This window comes from Caulobacter sp. FV1ye6ST, assembly GCF_058681225.1.
In genome coordinates this window covers 4,433,496-4,449,607 of record NZ_CM178733.1, presented here as the reverse complement: position 1 = coordinate 4,449,607, position 16,112 = coordinate 4,433,496, and the positions used below count along the sequence as shown (strand labels likewise).

Genomic DNA, 16,112 nt, shown 5'->3' with positions numbered 1-16,112 from the left:
ACCGCGCTCAGCCCCCGCTTGCTCGACTTTGAGCGGAATTTTTACAATGCTTTACACTCCGGTCGAGCACGTATTCATCCGGCGACCCGGATGATCGAACCCAACTTGGGGGCGAGATCGCCCGTGGGGCGAACCTCGACGCCGGAAAGCCCCAACCAGGACGCCATCAGCCCCAGCTCCTCCGCGAGACGATCGGCGGTGGCCTCATCGGCGTCCGGCTCGGCGTGGGCGGCCAGGACCAGCAGCTTGCCGGCCTTGCGATCGGCCTTGAGATCGACGCGGGCGGTGATCGCCTCGTCCTGCAGGAAGGGCAGTACATAGTAGCCGTGGGTGCGCTTGTGGGCCGGGGTGTAGATCTCCAGCCGCACGCGGACGCCGAACATCCGCTCGGTGCGCTCGCGAAACCAGATCAGGTTGTCGAACGGCGAGAGCAGGGCGGAGGTCTTCACCGCGCGCGGCCGGCGGGCCTCAGGCCACAGATAGGCCGGCTGGCTCCATCCCTTCACCGCGACTGGCGTCAGAACCCCGTCGGCGACCAGGGCGGCCACGCCGTCGCGCGCATCGGCCACGCTCAGCCGGAAGTAGTCGCGCAGGTCCCGCTCGGTGGCCACGCCCATGGCGCGGGCCGAGATCCTCAACAGCGCGCGGCACGCCTCGGCGCGGCTGGGCGTCGGAGTCTGGACGATCGCCTGGGGCAGCACCTTTTCAGGCAGGCCGTAGACCCGCTCGAAGCCGCCCCGGCGCGTGGCGGTGGTCAGGCGACCGGTCCAGAACAGGCACTCCATGGCCCGCTTGCCCTCGCTCCAGCCCCACCAGCCGCCTTCGCCCTTGGCGCCGAGGTCCAGTTCGGAGGCCGCCAACGGGCCGCGTTCGGCGACGGCGGCCAGGGCCTTGTCGATGAAGTCGGCGTGGCTGCGCAGGAATCCCGAGACGTTCCTCCAGACCCCGACGCCGTCGAGGGCGTCCTGCATCCGCCAGCGCAGCAGCGGGTGGGTGGAGAGCGGCGTCAGCGAGGCCTCGTGCGCCCAGTATTCGGCGAGGTCGGGCTTCTTGCCCCAGGCCATCGCCTCCAGCAGCGACCGGTCGTAGGGCCCAAGCCGCGAGAACAGCGGCAGGTAGTGCGAGCGCGAGACGACATTGACCGAGTCGATCTGCACGACGCCCAGCGACTCGATCGTCGAGAGTAGATGACGCTTGCCGGGCGCGGCCGGGCGAGGGCGTCCGAAACCCTGGGCCGCCAGCGCGATACGCCGCGCGTCCTTCGCGGAGAGGGTCTCGACCATGGCCCTAGTTGAACTTGCGTCGGGACCGGGCGCAAGGCAGGGAGACCGCCAGCAGAAAGGGAACGCGTCCATGACCGTGATCGAAAAGGGCCTGGCCCGCCTGGTGCTCGCGCCCGAGGTCGGCGGCGCGATCGCCGCGTTCTCGGTCGGCGGCCGCGACATGCTGCGGCCCATGGCATCCGGCGCGAGCGACGCCCTGGCTTCGGCGTGCTTCCCGCTGGTCCCGTTCTGCAACCGTATCCCGAACGGCCGCTTCGCGTTCGAAGGTCGCGAGGTGGCGCTGCCGCCGAATCTCGGCGACCACCCGCACGCCCTGCACGGCCAGGGCTGGCGCCATGCGTGGACCGTGGAGAAGGCGGAGGGCGGCGAGGCGGTCCTTTCCTATGAGCACGCGGCGGACGCCTGGCTGTGGGCCTATCGCGCCGAGCAGCGGTTCACGCTGGGCGAGACCGGCCTGCGCTTGGAGTTGTCGGTGACCAATACCGGCGAGCGCGCCATGCCCGCGGGGCTGGGCTTCCATCCCTATTTCCCGGCGCGCGAGGGCGAGGTCCTGACGGCGACCAACGATGGCGTCTGGATGATCGACGAGGACGTGCTGCCGACTGTGCATCACGCCAATGTCGAGGGGGACGCCTGGGGGCCGGATTGGGCGACGGGCGCGGGCGTGGCGGGCCACGACCTGATCGACCACTGCTACACCGGCTGGAACCAGCACGCGGTGCTGCGGGCGCCCGGCCAGCCGGACACCACGATCACCGCCTCGGCCGAGTGCCGCTGGCTGCACATCTATATTCCGCCGGGCCTGGGCTATCTGTGCGTCGAGCCGTGCGCCAGCCGCCCCGACCCGTTCGGGCAGGGCGAGACCGGCACGGTGACGCTCCAGCCCGGTGAGAGCCGGAGCATCTGGATGCAGGTGACTACGGGTTGATCCCCGCCTGGGCCTTCAGCCGGGCGACCATGTCGTTCGACAGGTAGCCGTCGGCCGGCAGTTGCTGGCTCTGCTGCCAGGCGCGCAGGGCCTTGCGGGTGCCGGCGCCGATGACGCCGTCGGCCGGGCCGGGATTGAAGCCGACGCGGGCCAGGGCGATCTGGGCGGCCATCCGGTCGGACATCGACAAGGGGGTCTCGACCGGCCAGGGCGTGATCGGGGCCTCGCCGCCTCCGAAGCGGTCGGCCAGCAGGCCAATGCCCAGGGCGTAGGACGTCGAGTTGTTGTAGGTGCGGATCGCGAAGTGGTTCGGCAGGGCCAGGAAGGCCGGACCCGCCGCGCCCGCGGGCAGCAGCAGCATGGCCGGCGAGGCCGCGTCGGCCGCCGTCCAGGGCAGGCCGTCGGCGCGGCGCACCCCGCGGGCTTCCCACCACGATGGAAGCTGCTTCTCGACCTCGGTCACCGAATAGTCGAAACCGGCCGGCAGGATCACTTCCTTGGCCCAGCCCACGCCGGGCTTCCAGCCGCCCTTGGCCAGCAGGTTGGCGGCCGAGGCGAGGGAATCGGCGTCCGAGCCCCAGATGTCGCGGCGGCCGTCGCCGTCGAAGTCGACGGCGGTCGAGCGGTAGCTGGACGGGATGAACTGGGTCTGGCCCATCGCCCCGGCCCAGGAGCCGCGCAGTTGGGCGCGGGAGACCTCGCCCGAATCGATGATCTTCAGCGCGGCGATCAGCTCGCCCTCGGCCCAGGCGCGCCGACGGCCGTCGGCGGCCAGGCTGACCATCGAGCGGACCACGTCGAAATTGCCCTGCAGCTGGCCGAACGCCGATTCCATGGCCCAGACGGCCAGCAGGATGTCGCGCGGCACGCCGTAGCGGGCCTCGATGGTCGGCAGGTAGGTCAGCTCTTCCCGCTTGCGGCGGCCCACGGCCACGCGGTCGTCGCTGATCACGCCCTTGATGTAGTCGCCGACCGGCTTGGAGAATTCCGGCTGGCGGCTGTCGAGGCTGATGACCTTGGGATCGGGCGTGACGCCGGCCAGCTCGCGATCCAGCAGGGCGGGTGACAGGCCCTGGGCGATAGCGCGGCCCCGGAAGTCCCGTAGCCAGGTGTCGAACGCCAGCTCGCCAGCGGGCACCGGCGTCGCCGGAAGAGGCTGCGGAGCGACCGGAGTCTGGGGCTTGGGCGCGGGTTGCGGCGGCGTGATCGCCGTCAGCGGGCCCTGCGGCGAGGTGTCCGCGCAGCCGGCGAGGAGGAGGACGAAAAAGACGCGACGATCGATGGCCATGCCTGGGAAGCTACCGGGGTTCGAGTAAAGTCTTCAATCACAAGCGCGCCAGACGGGTGAAGTTCCCACGAGAGCCCCATGACGCTTTCGGCCGAAAGGGCGTCGAGCGCATTGACTCCGGCTCGCGTCCTGCTTATACGCACCGCCTCCGAAACACCCGGAAGTTCTGGCCGTATTCTGCGCGCCCGAACCTCTCCGCCGCAGTACAGAGACCGGTCATGAAGGTTCGCAGCTCGCTGAAGTCGCTGAAGGGTCGCCACCGCGACTGCAAGATGGTGCGTCGCAAGGGCGTCATCTACATCATCAACAAGACCGACCCGCGCTTCAAAGCCAAGCAAGGCTAATGACCTTGTCGTCTCCCAGAGCCGTTCTCTGGGACGTCGGCAATGTCATCGTGCGCTGGGATCCCCGCGCGCTGTACGCGAAAATGTTCGAGGAACCGGCCGATCTCGACCGGTTCCTTTCGCATGTCTGCACGCTGGATTGGCACGTCGAGCACGACAAGGGCGTCGCGTTCCCGGATAACGCCGCGCCGCTGATCGCGCGCTTTCCCGAGCATGAAGCGCGGATTCGCGCCTGGGATGAGCGCTTCCCCGAAATGCTGTCGGGACCGATTCCCGAGACCGTCGCCGTCATCGAGGCCCTGGCCGCCCGTGACGTCCCGCAGTTCGCCCTGACGAACATGCCCCAGAGCAAGTGGCCCGCGGTCCAGGCGATGTCGCCGGTCCACTTCGGCCATTTCCGCGACGCGATCGTCTCGGGCGACGAGCGGGTGATCAAACCGGACCGCCGCATCTACGAGATCGTGCTGGAGCGGACGGGCCTGCAAGCCGCCGACCTGCTGTTCATCGACGACAGCGCCGCCAATATCGCGGCGGCCATGGACATCGGCTTCCACACCCACCACTTCACCGATCCGGCGCACCTGCGCGCCGCTGTGGAGCGGCACGGTCTGCTCTAGGTCCCAGCAGGGGAGATCTCGCATGAACGTCGGTTTTATCGGCCTGGGCGCCATGGGCGCGGCCATGGTCCGCAATCTGCTGGGCAAGGGCGTGTCGGTGACGGTGTGGAACCGCTCGCGGGCCATCGTCGACGAACTGGCCGCCGAGGGCGCGACGCCCGCCGCCAGTGTCGATGAGGCCTTCGCCGCCGACATCGTCCTGACCATGCTGGCCCACGACCAGGCCATGCGCGCGGTGCTGCTGGACAGCGGCGTCCTGGCCAAGGCCCGCAAGGGCGTCGTCCACGTCAACCTCGCCACCATCTCGACCGAACTGGCCGCCGAGCTGTCGGCCCTGCATGCCGAGCTGGGGCTGGGCTATGTCGCCTCGCCGGTGTTCGGCCGACCGCCCGTGGCCCTAACCGGGGGGCTGAACGTGCTGGCCGCCGGCGCGCCTGACGCCGTGGCCGCCGCCATGCCGGTGCTGGCGCTGCTGGCCGCCAAGGTCTGGCCGCTGGGCGAGGATCCCGTCCGCGCCAACGCCCTGAAGCTGGCCGGCAACTTCATGATCGTCTCGGCCATCGAGAGCATGGGCGAGGCCGTGGCGCTGGGCGAGGCCTATGGCGTCGAGGCGCCCGAGTTGCTGGACATGCTGACCAGCACCCTGTTCAACGCCCCGATCTACAAGATCTATGGCGGCATGATCGCCGAGCGGCGCTACACCCCGCCAGGCTTCGCCGCCGAGTTGGGCCTCAAGGACGTGCGTCTGGTGCTGGACGCCGCCGAGGCCAAGGGCCTGTCGATGCCGCTAGCCGATCTGGCCGAGGCGAGTCTCGAATCCCTGCTGGGCGGACCGGACAAGGATCTCGATCTGGCCGCCCTCGCCGAAGTGGCGCGAGCCAGGGTCGAAGGAAGGTAGTGGAAGGTCGCTGAATCGCGCTTCCCAGGGGCGCGCGTTCGCACTAGGTTCCGCGCCTCCCAATTCCAGCCTTTCGCGAGACTTTCCGCATGGCCGACGACGCCACTCCCCACGCCGACGTTCTGAACTCGACCGCTCAGGGTCAGCTGAAGTCGATCATCGACCGCGTCGAGCGCCTCGAGGTCGAAAAGACCGAGATCATGGAGCAGATGAAGGAGGTCTACGCCGAGGCCAAGGGCAATGGCTTCGACGTGAAGATCCTCAAGAAGGTGGTTCGCCTGCGCAAGCAGGACCGCGCCAAGCGCCAGGAAGAGGACGCGATCCTCGACCTGTACCTCTCGGCCATCGGCGAGATCTAAGTTTTTAGCGGGTGCTTTGGCGTGCGGGGTCGGGGATAGTTCCGACACCATGCGCGCCAAGCCGCCCGATCCGAAAGAACAGGCCAAGAAGGCCGCGCTGAACGCCCTCAAGCGCGCCCGTCGGGCCGCCGAGAAGTCGGGTATCGAGCTTTCCGAATGGGAAGGCGAGTTCCTGACCAGCGTCGCCCAGCGTGTTGAGACCTATGGCCGGGCCTTCGCCGATCCCGAAAAGGGCGCGCGCGGCCAGGCCCTGTCGGGCAACCAAGCCATCAAGCTCAAGGAAATCGCCCGCAAGGCCAAGGGTGAAGCCAAGCCGATGAAGCGCGGCAAGGGCTTCGGTCGGCGTGGTCGCGAACCGGAGCCGGCGCCGGAAAGCGACGAAGACTGATTCCGACGCGACCAAGCCGGGCGTCGGAACGGCGCCAGCGGGCGTAGCCTCCTTCCCGGGAGACCGGGAGGGAAAACCCATGGAAAACGCCAAGTCGCCGCGCCACGTCGCGCTGACCATCCTGCTGGGAACGGCCGTGGCCGGAACTCTGGATATGACCGAGGCCTGCGTCTACTGGGGCGCGACAAAGGGCGTCGCGCCGGAGCGCATCTTCCAAAGCGTCGCCAGCGGCCTGCTGGGCAAGGCGGCCTTCACCGGCGGCGCGGCGGCGGCGGTGCTGGGCCTCGCCGCGCATTTCAGCATCATGGCGGTGATGGTCGCTTGCTACGTGCTGGCCGGCCTGAGGCTGCAAATCCTGACCCGGCGCCCGATCGTCATGGGCCTGGCCTACGGCGCGGCGACCTACGCGGTGATGAACTTCCTCGTCCTGCCGTTGTCGCAGGCCAGGCACGGCGGGTTGTTCGTCTTGTCGACCTTCGTGAACAATCTGGGCGCGCACCTGTTCATGGTCGGCGTGCCCATCGCCCTGATCGCGGCGTCACGCGAACGGATCACAAGAACAGCCTGAGATTTGTCTAAAAGGCTTACCAAAAACTATCGTTCGGCGAACCGCGTTAAAGCTCTGGTAAGGATCTCGGCGGAAAATGTGAACAATTGTAAATAGTTAAATAATCATCGTTGTGGGGTTCTGGGTCGCGGGCGGGTCGCGGCTCCAGTCTCGGCGTACGCGGGCGAAAGCTCGGATCGACGTCGAGCGAATCCCATGGCTCTTCCGGATCAAGGACAATGGCGACCATCTATCAATACCTGCTGCGCCGTCAGGCGGAGCTGGAAACCCGCATGGCTGAAGCTCAGAAGCGCGCGCAAGCGCCCTTCGAGAGCGAACTGAAGGCGATCATCCTGGCGCTGGACGCCCTCAAGAACGCCGGGATGTCCGAGCGCGTGTCGTCTGGCGAGCCGGCGCCGTTCGCGCCGCCGACGCCGGGCAAGCGCGGCCGACGAGGTCGTTCCACCCGCGACATGATCCTGATGACCCTGGCCCAGGCGCCCGGCCTGAACGAGCCTGAGATCGCGCGACAGCTGGATCACCGCTGGAGCCGGCCGGTGACCCCGGCCCAGGTCGGACGCGAACTGGAGCAGATGGAGATCGAGGGCCTGACCCGGCGGTCCGGGGCGGGTTGGATCCGCGTCGAGGCGCCGCCCCAGAACGTCTTCGAAAACGCGCAGGAGCGGCAAAGCTTCAGCTTGGCCGCGCCCGGATACTAGCTTTGTCTTGAACGCCTCAGGCGCGCGCGGGCTTCGCCGACAGGCCCGGGCGCGCCGGCTTCAGCAGGGCCTTCAGGCGCTGCTCTCGCGAGACGGGGCGGAAGATCATCATGGTCGCCATCAGCCGGCCTCCTTCATGTCGACCTCGATGCCCTGCTCGCGAACCTTGCGATAGAGGGTCGAGCGGCCGATGCCGAGGCGTCTGGCGACTTCGCTCATGTGGCCGGCATAGACGTCGATGGCGTGCTGAATAAGGTCGCGCTCGATGTCCTCCAGCGTCCGGAGATGGCCGCGGTCGTCGAGGATGCGCACGGGCGCCTCGGCCGCGCCCGTGGGGGCGGCCATGGCGGCGTGGGCGGCTTGTAGCAGGGCGGCCGGCGGCGGCGCCGGTGGGGTCGAGACGGCCTCGATCGGCGCGGCCAGGCCCGAGATGGCTGGGAAGTCGTAGGGCTGCAGGTACGGGGCGTCGGCCAGCACGATGGCGCGATAGACCGTGTTCTCCAGCTGGCGGACATTGCCCGGCCAGTCGAAGGCGGTCAGCAGCTGCAGGGTCTCGGGCGAGGCGCCGATGACGCGCTTGCCTTCCTCCACGTTGAAGCGGCGGATGAACGCCTCGACCAGGGCCGGAATGTCCTCGCGGCGCTCGCGCAGCGACGGCGCCTCCAGGGGGAAGACGTTCAGCCGGTAATAGAGATCCTCGCGGAAATGTCCGGCCGAGACGGCCTTCTGCAGGTCGCGATTGGTCGCCGAGACGATGCGGACATCGACCTTCAGCGAGCGCTTGGAGCCGATCGGATCGATCTCGCCCTCTTGCAGCGCGCGCAGCAGCTTGACCTGGACGTCGAGCGGCAGCTCGCCGACCTCGTCCAGGAACAGGGTGCCGCCGTCGGCTTCCTTGAACTTGCCCAGGTGCTTGTCCGAGGCGCCCGTGAACGAGCCCTTCTCGTGGCCGAACAGGATCGACTCGACGAGATTCTCGGGGATGGCGCCGCAGTTGACGGCCACGAACGGCTTGCCAGCGCGTTCCGAGGAGCCATGCACGGCGCGGGCGATCAGCTCCTTGCCGACGCCGCTTTCGCCGGTGATCAGCACGGGGATGGCGCTCTTGGCCGCCCGCTCGCCCATGCGCTTGACCATGGTCATGACCGGCGAGGCGCCGATCAGATCCGCGAAGCTGGTCTTGCCGCCGGCCCGCTTGGTCAGACGCTCGACCTCGCCCTTGAGGTCGCCCATCGACAGGACGTTGCGGATCGAGACGATGATCCGTTCCGGGCTTGCCGGCTTGATGAAGAAGTCAGCGGCCCCGGCCTGCATGGCCTTGACCACCGTGTCGACGCCGCCGCTGGCGGTGAGCACGATCACGGGCTGGGTGAAACCGCGGGCGCGCATCTCCTTCAGCGTCTCCTGGCCGGTCAGGCCGGGCATGACGAGATCGAGCAGGATGACGTCGGCCGGCGCGCCCGAGGTCAGGTGCGCGATCGCCGCGTCGCCGCCTTCGGCGTGCGAGACCGAGAACCCGTCGCGCTCGAGCACCGCCTGGATCAACCGACGTTGTGTCGGGTCGTCATCGACGACTAGGACCGTTTTGGTCATAGGGCACATCCACCAGAACCGGCCATGCCCACATGGAGCAGGGCTCTTGTTGGTTCAGAGTGATACAGGTGGTGGGTAAACAGCGGCTTTCGAAGACGTGTCGCGAAGCCTAAGGTTTAGCCTTAACAGGACGTTGCCGGAGACGGCCATGGTGGGGACGGACGAACTCCGGGCGCTGGCCCTGGCCTTGCCGGAAGTGACGGGCGGGGTCGGCGACGGCGGCCAGATCGGCTTCGAGGTTGGCGGCAAGGGCCTGGCGTGGGCCTATCTGGCGCGTCCGGCGCCCAAGGCCAGGCGCGAGCTGGTCCCTGGCGTCGTCGCCATCCGATGCACGATGGACACGAAGGAACTGCTACTGGAGGCCGCGCCCGAGCGGTTCTTCACCGACGACCACTATCGCACCTATCCGGCGGTGCTGGTGCGTCTGGCCGAAATCGAGGCCGAAGAACTGGCTGGACTCCTGCGACAGGCTTGGCGGATCGTGGCGCCCAGGGCGATCGCCCAAAAGCACGAAATCTAGTTACGGGGTCTAGGGGCATGTTCGTTGGACACTACGCGGCGGCGCTGGCCGCCCGCGCGGCCGAGCCGCGCGCCCCGCTGTGGACCTATGTCCTGGGCTGCCAGGCTATCGACATCGCCTGGAGCGGGCTGATCCTGGCCGGCGTCGAAAGGGCGAGCGTCGATCCCAGTCTACCGGGCAGCGCCCTGGTGCTGAGCCACATGCCCTATACCCACAGCCTGCCGGCGGCGGTGCTGTGGTCGGTCGCGGTCGGGGCGGGGCTGATGGCCCTGCTGAAACTTCCCAGGCGCGCTGGGGTGTTCATCGGCTTGACGGTGTTCTCGCACTGGGTGCTCGACTTCCTGGTCCATCGCCCGGACCTGCCGCTGTTGTGGAGCGCGCCGAAGGTCGGGCTGGGGCTCTGGAACTATCCGCTCCCCGAGCAGGTGCTGGAGCTGGGCCTGCTGGCCCTGGCCGGCGCGGCCTGGGGCTGGCGGCGCGGCCAGGAGGGACGGGGCTGGAAGCCGGCCTTGGTCTTCCTGACATTCCTACTGTTCCTGCAAGTCGTGCCGATGCTGTCGCCGCTGGGCGAGGGGCGGCTGTCCCTGGGCGGTTCGCCCCTGGTCGCCTACCTCGTCGCCTGCGTCGCGGCCTGGATGGCCGAGCCGACCGCGGTCAAGCCAAGCGTCGCTAGAGCCTGACGCCCTCGTGCATTGCGCGGACGGGGGCGGAGCGCCTATCTGCTAGGCCATGAACGCCCCCTTCAAGCCCGACACCCCGCCCGAATGGAACCTAGCCGACCTCTATGTCGGCCGCGACGATCCCCGGATCGAGACCGACCTCGCCGCCGCCAAGGCCTCCAATGACGAACTGGCCTCGCTGGAGGGGATGTTTCTGGAGGCCCGCAAGGAACCGGCGCGCCTGGGCGTGCTGCTGGATCGCGGGATTGCTCTCTATGAGCAGGCGACCAACGGCCTGTGGAGCGTCGGCGCCTATGCTGCCCTGGAAGCCGCCGTCGCCCGCGACGATCCGGCCTGGGCCAAGTTCGAGGCCGACCTGCGGGCTCGCTCATCCCAGATCGCCGCCGAGAGCCTGTTCTTCACGCTGGAGCTGAACCAGCTGGAAGATACCGAGATCGCCAAGGCGCTCGAAGCCCATCCCGACGCGGCCCGCTGGGCGCCGTGGCTGCGCCGCGTGCGCCTGTCGCGGCCGCACGAGCTGTCGCCGGAGCTGGAGCGCTTCATCGTCGACAAGAGCCCAGCCGTCGCCAACTGGGTGCGGCTCTATGACGAGACCCTGGCCAAGCTGGCGGCCAAGGTCGGCGACGAGACCCTGACCCTGCCCGAGGCGCTGAACCGCCTGTCCGATCCCGACGTCGCGCGCCGCAAGGCCGCAGCCGACGGCCTGGCCCAGGCGCTGGAAGAACGCGCCTCGACCCAGGCCCTGGCCCTGAACACCCTGGCCTTCGAGAAGCAGGTCGAGGACCGCTGGCGCCGCTATGACAGCCCCGCCCAGTCGCGGCACCTTGCCAACGAGGTCGACGGCGACGCGGTCGACGCCCTGGAGCAGGCGGTGGTCGAGGCCTATCCGCGCCTGTCGCACCGCTACTACGCCTTGAAGGCCAAGGTCATGGGCCGCGCCAGCCTGGACTATTGGGACCGCAACGCGCCGCTGACCGCCGCGACCCCGCGCGCCTACGCCTGGGACGAGGCCAAGGGCATGGTGCTGGAGAGCTTCCAGGACCTGGCCCCGAAGTTCGCCGACGCCGCCCGGGTATTTTTCGACAAGCCGTGGATCGACGCCCGCCCGCGTCCGGGCAAGCAGTCCGGCGCCTTCGCCCATCCGGTCACCGCCGACCGCCACCCATTCGTGTTCATGAACTATATGGGCGAGCGGCGCGACGTCCTGACCCTGGCTCACGAGCTGGGCCATGCCGTCCACCAGACCCTGTGCCAGCCGCTGGGGACCCTGTTGGCCGACACGCCCCTGACCCTGGCCGAGACGGCCTCGATCTTCGGCGAGGGCCTGGTGTTCGACCGCCTGCTGGCCGAGGCCACGCCGGAGGACCGCAAGGGCCTGCTGGCCGGCAAGATCGAGGACGGCCTCAACACCGTGGTCCGCCAGATCGCCTTCCACCGCTTCGAGCGTCGCTTCCACGAGGCCCGCCAGGACGGCGAGCTGTCGCCCGAACAGATCGGCGGCCTGTGGCTGGAGGTGATGGGCGAGAGCCTGGGCCCGGCCGTGAAGCTGAACGACGGCTACGAGCACTACTGGGCCTATGTCAGCCACTTCTGCCACGCGCCGTTCTACGTCTACGCCTATGCGTTCGGCGACTTGCTGGTGCGCGGCCTGATGGAAAAGCGCCGCGAGGATCCGGCCAAGTTCGCGCCGCTCTACGAAGACCTGCTCGCGGCGGGCGGTACGCGGACCTACGTGGAAGCGCTGAAGCCTTTCGGGTTGAACCCTAGGGACAAGGCGTTCTGGGCCGCCGGCTGCGCGCAGCTGGAGCGGCTGGTGGACGAGTTCGAGGCCCTCGTTGGCTGACGATCGTAACGATCCTGAACGCGACCGGCTCTCGGGCCGGCTCTCCCGCTTCGCCAAGGTGGGCGCGGGGCTGTCCGGCGCGGCGGTGTCCTATGGCGCCAACAGCCTTTTCGCGGGCGACAGCGCCGATGCGCGCAACGCCAAGGCGCTGAAGGCGGCGCTGGGCGGGCTGAAGGGGCCGCTGATGAAGGCGGCCCAGATGTTCGCCACGGTGCCGGACCTGCTGCCGCCGGAGTTCGCCAAGGAGTTCGCCGAGCTTCAGACCAACGCGCCCGCCATGGGCTGGCCGTTCGTGCGCCGGCGCATGGCGGCCGAACTGGGGCCGGACTGGCAGGGCAGGTTCGCGAGCTTCGAGCACGAGGCCGCCGCCGCCGCCTCGCTGGGCCAGGTGCACCGCGCCACCACCCATGACGGCCGGGCCATCGCCGTGAAGCTGCAATATCCCGACATGCAGAGCGCGGTCGAAAGCGACCTTGGCCAGCTGCGCGCCCTGATCGGCCTGTTCAAGCGCATGGACGGCTCGATCGACCCGTCGCAGATGATCGTCGAGATCGGCGACCGCCTGCGCGAGGAGCTCGACTACGAGCGCGAAGCCAAGATGATGTCCGTGTACGGAAACTTCTTCGCGGGCCGCGATAACATCCGCACGCCGACGCCGGTTCCGGAGCTGTCCACGGGCCGGCTATTGTCGATGACCTGGCTGGACGGCCAGGGCCTGCTGGCCTTCAAGAGCGCCCCGCAGGAGACCCGCGACCGCATCGCCGCCCTGCTGTTCGAAGCCTGGTGGAGCCCGATGACCCATCTGGGGATCATTCACGGCGACCCGCACCTGGGCAACTACAGCTTCGGCGGTGAGGGCGCCGCGCACCTGAACCTGCTGGACTTCGGCTGCATCCGCGTGTTCCCGCCGAAGTTCGTGGCCGGCGTCGTGCGGCTCTATCGCGCCCTCTCCAACGACGACCGCGCCGAGCAGGTCGAGGCCTATCGGACCTGGGGCTTCCAGGGGCTGACCGATGGGCTGATCGATACGCTGAACGTCTGGGCCCGCTTCATCTATGGCCCGCTGCTGGACGACCGGGTCCGCACCGTGGCCGACGACGTCCCGCCCGGCGAGTACGGCCGCCGCGAGGCCTTCAAGGTGCGCCAGGCCCTGAAGGCGGTCGGCGGCATCACCATCCCGCGCGAGTTCGTGTTCATGGACCGCGCGGCGATCGGACTGGGCGCGGCGTTCCTGCATCTGGGCGCCCGCCACAACTGGCGGGCGCTGTTCGAGGCCTCGCTGGACGGGTTCTCCGAGGGCGGCGTCGCCGAGCGGCAGGCGAAGGCGCTGGGCGCGGTGGGGCTCTAAGCGCCCTCATCGCCATCCCGCGCTTCATGCGTTGGACCCATCTCTCCGCCGCAGGTGCGGAGCGGAAGTACGCTCCCACGTGAACGCTGAACCATGGGTCCCGCGAACACGTCGCGGGAAGACGGGGTTTGTTATTCGTATTCCCCCAGCAAAGCCTCCAGCCGGCGCTGCTCGGGCTTCATTACCCAGTAGAAGCGCAGGGTGTTCCAGCCGAAGCTGGCCAGCAGCGCGCCGCCGCACAGGGCCAGCGCCTGCATACCGTCCGCGCTGTCCATCTTGCCGTCGCGTTGCAGGCGCTCGATGGCGAACCACATCGGCAGGATGAACACCGGGGTCATCATCCAGAACACATGGTAGTTCCTCCGCGCCGCCTGGTTGCGGGCCAGGAGGCCGGCCAGGGTGTCGCGCATCGGCTGGCCGGTGTCGCGGGTGCGGGCCCGGAAGCCGTTCCAGAACACCGCGATCATCACGACCCAGCACACACTCAGCATCGCCATGCCGGCCCAGCCGTGAAAGTCCTCGCCGCCGCGCAGCACGGCCGCGCCAGCGATGACGGTGAACGCGGCCATGGCCGTGAACGGGATGGCGCTCAGCAGGAATTCCGTCCTGCGGCGGGTCTTCAAGGTGGTCATCAGTTCCTCCATCAGTCGGGCCTGCTGCTCTTCGGAGGGGCGGTTGGCCTCGGACCGCCAGACCTGTTCGAGGCGCTCAAAGTCCATCGGCGTCCTCCTTCACTTGGGTTGAGAGTCGCTGGCGCAGGCGGGTCAGCCGCGCGCCGACATTGCTCTCCGTCAGGCCGTGCAGCCGGGCGATCTCGCCATAGGCCACGCCGTCCAGCGACAGCAGGACCAGCGAGCGCTCGACCGGCGCCAGGGTGCGGATGGCCGCGTAGAGCCGCTCCAGCAGCGGGCCTCGCGGATCATCGCCCGCGTCGCGGATCAGCAGCTCGGCCTCGATCGACACGCCCCGCAGCCGCCGCCGGGTCTCGCCGCGCCGCCAGGTGAGGGCGGCGTTGTGGGCCACCCGATGCGCGAAGGTCCCGGCCGTGCTCTGTTCCCGAAAGCTCGGCCGCGCCTTCCACAGCGCCAGCGTCAGTTCCTGCAGCAGGTCATGCTGATCCGAGGGCTCGGCGAACGCCCGCGCGGTCCGGTGCAGCATCGGCAGATGCGGCGCCAGCCAGGCGGCGAAGTCCCTGTCGATGTCGTGGTCGCTCGCCATCCCCTCGGCCATCCGTCTCCCCGTTTCGAAAGGTTAGATGCCGGTCGCGGCTTCGTCCTTACGGAAGGCTTTTCTTTTTTCAAACGCTCGTTAGCCTGACGGCATGTCCGACGATTTGACCGACGCCCAGACCGCCGCGATCCCCGAGGGATTCACTCAGCTGAACTGGTCGCGCGGATTCGGCCGGCAGATCGGGCCCTTGTTCGAGCACCGCGAGGGCCCGGGCCAGGCGCGCCTGGCTTTCCGGGTCGAGGAGCACCACACCAATGGCCTCGGCAACTGCCACGGCGGCATGTTGATGAGCTTCGCCGACATGGCCTGGGGCCGGATCATCTCGCTGCAGAAGTCCTATAGCTGGGTGACGGTGCGGCTGATGTGCGACTTCCTTTCGGGCGCCAAGCTGGGCGACTGGGTGGAGGGCGAGGGCGAGCTGATCGGCGAGGAGGACCTGCTGTTCACCGTGCGCGGCCGCATATGGGCCGGTGACCGCACCCTGATCACCGGCACGGGCGTCTTCAAGGCGCTGAGCCCCCGCAAGCCGCGTCCCGGCGAGCTGGCCTTCAAGGATGAGGCGTAAGGCATGGCCGACGATCAGACCGCGCCCGCCTCGCTGCTGGCCCCGTTCCATGGCGAGCCGCCGCCCGCCCCTGCCTGGTTCGAGGCGGCCATCGCCCAAGCGCCCGAGCGCTCGACCTTCGCCGTCGAGGGCGCGAACATCGAACTGCTGACCTGGGGCGAGATCGGCAAGCCGGGCCTGCTGTTCCTGCACGGCAACGGCGCCCACGCCGACTGGTGGAGCTTCATCGCGCCCTTCTTCGCGAAAGATTGGCGGGTGGCGGCGATCTCGTGGTCGGGCATGGGCGGCAGCGAGTGGCGGCAGGCCTATAGCGCCGAACTGTTCGCGGACGAGATCTTCGCCGCGGTCGAGGCCGCCGGCCTGGAGGCGGGCGGCGTCAAGCCGATCGTCGTCGGCCATTCTTTCGGCGGCTTTCCGACTCTCTACTGCGCCGCTCGGCATCCCGAGCGCCTGCGCGGAGCGGTCATGGTCGACAGCAGCATCCAGCCGCCGGAAAAGCGCTGGAAGGGTCCGCCGCCGCGTTCGGGTCAGGGCAACCGCGTCTACACGACGCGAGAGGAGGCCCTTGCCCGCTTCCGCCTGGCCCCACCGCAGCCATGCGAGAATCTCTACGTCGCCGACTATATCGCCAGCCGCTCGCTGAAAGAGGTCGAAGGCGGCTGGACGTGGAAGTTCGATCCGGACCTCTGGTACAATTTCCGGATGCCCGATCTTGGGCAGCTTCTGCCTCGGATCGCTTGCCCGGCGGCTCTGATGTGGGGCGAGCGCTCTAACCTGATGCATGCCGAGACGCTGGACTATATGGTGGCGCAAATGCCCAAGGACGTGCTGCTTCTCCCGCTGCCCGACGCCGATCATCACGTGATGATCGACCAGCCCCTGGCCTTCGTGGCCGGGCTCCGTGGACTGCTGGCGAACTGGTCCTGAGCGACTCGACGGGGCCCGTTCTCGTCTATGCGCCC

Annotated in this window: 20 protein-coding genes; 14 read left to right on the top strand and 6 right to left on the bottom strand. The window is 68.6% G+C overall.

Annotated features, from left to right (window positions below):
* Positions 1 to 74 precede the first annotated feature (74 nt).
* Positions 75 to 1,283, bottom strand: coding sequence for a winged helix-turn-helix domain-containing protein (locus ACW175_RS21150; protein ID WP_492101903.1), 1,209 nt, complete (start codon positions 1,281 to 1,283; stop codon positions 75 to 77).
* A gap of 70 nt (positions 1,284 to 1,353) precedes the next feature.
* Here ACW175_RS21150 and ACW175_RS21145 point away from each other — a divergent pair, with 70 nt between their 5' ends.
* Positions 1,354 to 2,211, top strand: a complete 858-nt coding sequence (locus tag ACW175_RS21145) for an aldose 1-epimerase (RefSeq protein WP_492101902.1) — start codon at positions 1,354 to 1,356, stop codon at positions 2,209 to 2,211.
* Here ACW175_RS21145 and ACW175_RS21140 read toward each other — a convergent pair.
* Complete coding sequence (locus tag ACW175_RS21140) at positions 2,201 to 3,499, bottom strand: lytic murein transglycosylase (protein WP_492101901.1); 1,299 nt, start codon at positions 3,497 to 3,499, stop codon at positions 2,201 to 2,203. The two genes, ACW175_RS21145 and ACW175_RS21140, sit on opposite strands and share 11 nt — an antisense overlap.
* A gap of 218 nt (positions 3,500 to 3,717) precedes the next feature.
* Between ACW175_RS21140 and ykgO the strand changes: the two genes are divergently transcribed.
* The 7 genes from ykgO (at position 3,718) to ACW175_RS21105 (ending at position 7,371) form a co-directional block, all read left to right on the top strand.
* Complete coding sequence (ykgO, locus tag ACW175_RS21135) at positions 3,718 to 3,843, top strand: type B 50S ribosomal protein L36 (protein ID WP_004616427.1); 126 nt, start codon at positions 3,718 to 3,720, stop codon at positions 3,841 to 3,843.
* Positions 3,843 to 4,460: an HAD family hydrolase gene (locus tag ACW175_RS21130; RefSeq protein WP_492101900.1), complete on the top strand. Its 618-nt coding sequence runs from the start codon at positions 3,843 to 3,845 to the stop codon at positions 4,458 to 4,460. The genes ykgO and ACW175_RS21130 overlap by 1 nt, the downstream gene beginning before the upstream one ends.
* 22 nt (positions 4,461 to 4,482) lie before the next feature.
* Entirely contained in the window at positions 4,483 to 5,358 is an 876-nt protein-coding gene (locus ACW175_RS21125; RefSeq protein ID WP_492101899.1) for an NAD(P)-dependent oxidoreductase, read from the top strand.
* A gap of 89 nt (positions 5,359 to 5,447) precedes the next feature.
* Positions 5,448 to 5,717, top strand: a complete 270-nt coding sequence (gapR, locus tag ACW175_RS21120) for a nucleoid-associated protein GapR (protein ID WP_099581374.1) — start codon at positions 5,448 to 5,450, stop codon at positions 5,715 to 5,717.
* A 49-nt stretch (positions 5,718 to 5,766) separates the two neighbouring features.
* The gene (locus ACW175_RS21115; protein ID WP_492101898.1) at positions 5,767 to 6,105 is read left to right on the top strand and encodes a hypothetical protein; all 339 of its coding nucleotides are present in this window, start codon (positions 5,767 to 5,769) and stop codon (positions 6,103 to 6,105) included.
* 79 nt (positions 6,106 to 6,184) lie between these two features.
* Entirely contained in the window at positions 6,185 to 6,673 is a 489-nt protein-coding gene (locus ACW175_RS21110; RefSeq protein ID WP_492101897.1) for a hypothetical protein, read from the top strand.
* 218 nt (positions 6,674 to 6,891) lie between these two features.
* Positions 6,892 to 7,371 (top strand): hypothetical protein, encoded by a 480-nt coding sequence (locus tag ACW175_RS21105; RefSeq protein WP_492101896.1) that lies wholly within the window; start codon positions 6,892 to 6,894, stop codon positions 7,369 to 7,371.
* 16 nt (positions 7,372 to 7,387) lie between these two features.
* Here ACW175_RS21105 and ACW175_RS21100 read toward each other — a convergent pair whose 3' ends face one another.
* Both ACW175_RS21100 and ACW175_RS21095 read right to left on the bottom strand, forming a co-directional pair.
* Positions 7,388 to 7,483, bottom strand: coding sequence for a hypothetical protein (locus ACW175_RS21100; RefSeq protein WP_492105024.1), 96 nt, complete (start codon positions 7,481 to 7,483; stop codon positions 7,388 to 7,390).
* Positions 7,484 to 7,491: 8 nt separating this feature from the next.
* Positions 7,492 to 8,964, bottom strand: coding sequence for a sigma-54-dependent transcriptional regulator (locus ACW175_RS21095; RefSeq protein ID WP_492101895.1), 1,473 nt, complete (start codon positions 8,962 to 8,964; stop codon positions 7,492 to 7,494).
* A gap of 148 nt (positions 8,965 to 9,112) precedes the next feature.
* Here ACW175_RS21095 and ACW175_RS21090 point away from each other — a divergent pair, with 148 nt between their 5' ends.
* From ACW175_RS21090 to ACW175_RS21075, 4 genes are read left to right on the top strand one after another with little or no spacing between them, the layout of a single operon-like run.
* On the top strand, positions 9,113 to 9,484 hold the full coding sequence (locus ACW175_RS21090; RefSeq protein ID WP_492101894.1) for an MmcQ/YjbR family DNA-binding protein: 372 nt from the start codon (positions 9,113 to 9,115) through the stop codon (positions 9,482 to 9,484).
* Positions 9,485 to 9,501: 17 nt separating this feature from the next.
* Positions 9,502 to 10,164: a metal-dependent hydrolase gene (locus ACW175_RS21085; protein ID WP_492101893.1), complete on the top strand. Its 663-nt coding sequence runs from the start codon at positions 9,502 to 9,504 to the stop codon at positions 10,162 to 10,164.
* Positions 10,165 to 10,213: 49 nt separating this feature from the next.
* Positions 10,214 to 12,007, top strand: coding sequence for a M3 family oligoendopeptidase (locus tag ACW175_RS21080; RefSeq protein WP_492101892.1), 1,794 nt, complete (start codon positions 10,214 to 10,216; stop codon positions 12,005 to 12,007).
* Positions 12,000 to 13,355, top strand: a complete 1,356-nt coding sequence (locus ACW175_RS21075) for an ABC1 kinase family protein (protein ID WP_492101891.1) — start codon at positions 12,000 to 12,002, stop codon at positions 13,353 to 13,355. The genes ACW175_RS21080 and ACW175_RS21075 overlap by 8 nt, the downstream gene beginning before the upstream one ends.
* Before the next feature lie 131 nt (positions 13,356 to 13,486).
* Here ACW175_RS21075 and ACW175_RS21070 read toward each other — a convergent pair whose 3' ends face one another.
* Together ACW175_RS21070 and ACW175_RS21065 are read right to left on the bottom strand one after the other, a co-directional pair.
* The gene (locus ACW175_RS21070; RefSeq protein ID WP_492101890.1) at positions 13,487 to 14,074 is read right to left on the bottom strand and encodes a hypothetical protein; all 588 of its coding nucleotides are present in this window, start codon (positions 14,072 to 14,074) and stop codon (positions 13,487 to 13,489) included.
* The gene (locus tag ACW175_RS21065) at positions 14,064 to 14,573 is read right to left on the bottom strand and encodes an RNA polymerase sigma factor (RefSeq protein ID WP_492105023.1); all 510 of its coding nucleotides are present in this window, start codon (positions 14,571 to 14,573) and stop codon (positions 14,064 to 14,066) included. Before ACW175_RS21065 ends, ACW175_RS21070 begins: the two co-directional genes overlap by 11 nt.
* A 103-nt stretch (positions 14,574 to 14,676) precedes the next feature.
* On the opposite strand from ACW175_RS21065, the gene ACW175_RS21060 reads away from it, so the two are divergent.
* Both ACW175_RS21060 and ACW175_RS21055 read left to right on the top strand, forming a co-directional pair.
* Positions 14,677 to 15,150: a PaaI family thioesterase gene (locus ACW175_RS21060; protein WP_492101889.1), complete on the top strand. Its 474-nt coding sequence runs from the start codon at positions 14,677 to 14,679 to the stop codon at positions 15,148 to 15,150.
* A 3-nt stretch (positions 15,151 to 15,153) separates the two neighbouring features.
* Positions 15,154 to 16,077 carry an alpha/beta fold hydrolase gene (locus tag ACW175_RS21055; RefSeq protein ID WP_492101888.1) on the top strand — a complete coding sequence of 308 codons (924 nt, stop codon included), beginning with the start codon at positions 15,154 to 15,156 and terminating at the stop codon, positions 16,075 to 16,077.
* Positions 16,078 to 16,112 lie beyond the last annotated feature (35 nt).

Coding starts and splice junctions, on each gene's coding strand:
- ACW175_RS21065 (WP_492105023.1), bottom strand. CDS start 14,573: ATGGCGAGCGACCACGACATCGACAGGGACTTCGCCGCCTGGCTGGCG.
- ACW175_RS21115 (WP_492101898.1), top strand. CDS start 5,767: ATGCGCGCCAAGCCGCCCGATCCGAAAGAACAGGCCAAGAAGGCCGCG.
- ACW175_RS21150 (WP_492101903.1), bottom strand. CDS start 1,283: ATGGTCGAGACCCTCTCCGCGAAGGACGCGCGGCGTATCGCGCTGGCG.
- ACW175_RS21125 (WP_492101899.1), top strand. CDS start 4,483: ATGAACGTCGGTTTTATCGGCCTGGGCGCCATGGGCGCGGCCATGGTC.
- ACW175_RS21130 (WP_492101900.1), top strand. CDS start 3,843: ATGACCTTGTCGTCTCCCAGAGCCGTTCTCTGGGACGTCGGCAATGTC.
- ACW175_RS21090 (WP_492101894.1), top strand. CDS start 9,113: ATGGTGGGGACGGACGAACTCCGGGCGCTGGCCCTGGCCTTGCCGGAA.
- ACW175_RS21095 (WP_492101895.1), bottom strand. CDS start 8,964: ATGACCAAAACGGTCCTAGTCGTCGATGACGACCCGACACAACGTCGG.
- ACW175_RS21110 (WP_492101897.1), top strand. CDS start 6,185: ATGGAAAACGCCAAGTCGCCGCGCCACGTCGCGCTGACCATCCTGCTG.
- ykgO (WP_004616427.1), top strand. CDS start 3,718: ATGAAGGTTCGCAGCTCGCTGAAGTCGCTGAAGGGTCGCCACCGCGAC.
- ACW175_RS21105 (WP_492101896.1), top strand. CDS start 6,892: ATGGCGACCATCTATCAATACCTGCTGCGCCGTCAGGCGGAGCTGGAA.
- ACW175_RS21145 (WP_492101902.1), top strand. CDS start 1,354: ATGACCGTGATCGAAAAGGGCCTGGCCCGCCTGGTGCTCGCGCCCGAG.
- ACW175_RS21080 (WP_492101892.1), top strand. CDS start 10,214: ATGAACGCCCCCTTCAAGCCCGACACCCCGCCCGAATGGAACCTAGCC.
- ACW175_RS21060 (WP_492101889.1), top strand. CDS start 14,677: ATGTCCGACGATTTGACCGACGCCCAGACCGCCGCGATCCCCGAGGGA.
- ACW175_RS21070 (WP_492101890.1), bottom strand. CDS start 14,074: ATGGACTTTGAGCGCCTCGAACAGGTCTGGCGGTCCGAGGCCAACCGC.
- ACW175_RS21085 (WP_492101893.1), top strand. CDS start 9,502: ATGTTCGTTGGACACTACGCGGCGGCGCTGGCCGCCCGCGCGGCCGAG.
- ACW175_RS21100 (WP_492105024.1), bottom strand. CDS start 7,483: ATGATGATCTTCCGCCCCGTCTCGCGAGAGCAGCGCCTGAAGGCCCTG.
- gapR (WP_099581374.1), top strand. CDS start 5,448: ATGGCCGACGACGCCACTCCCCACGCCGACGTTCTGAACTCGACCGCT.
- ACW175_RS21140 (WP_492101901.1), bottom strand. CDS start 3,499: ATGGCCATCGATCGTCGCGTCTTTTTCGTCCTCCTCCTCGCCGGCTGC.
- ACW175_RS21055 (WP_492101888.1), top strand. CDS start 15,154: ATGGCCGACGATCAGACCGCGCCCGCCTCGCTGCTGGCCCCGTTCCAT.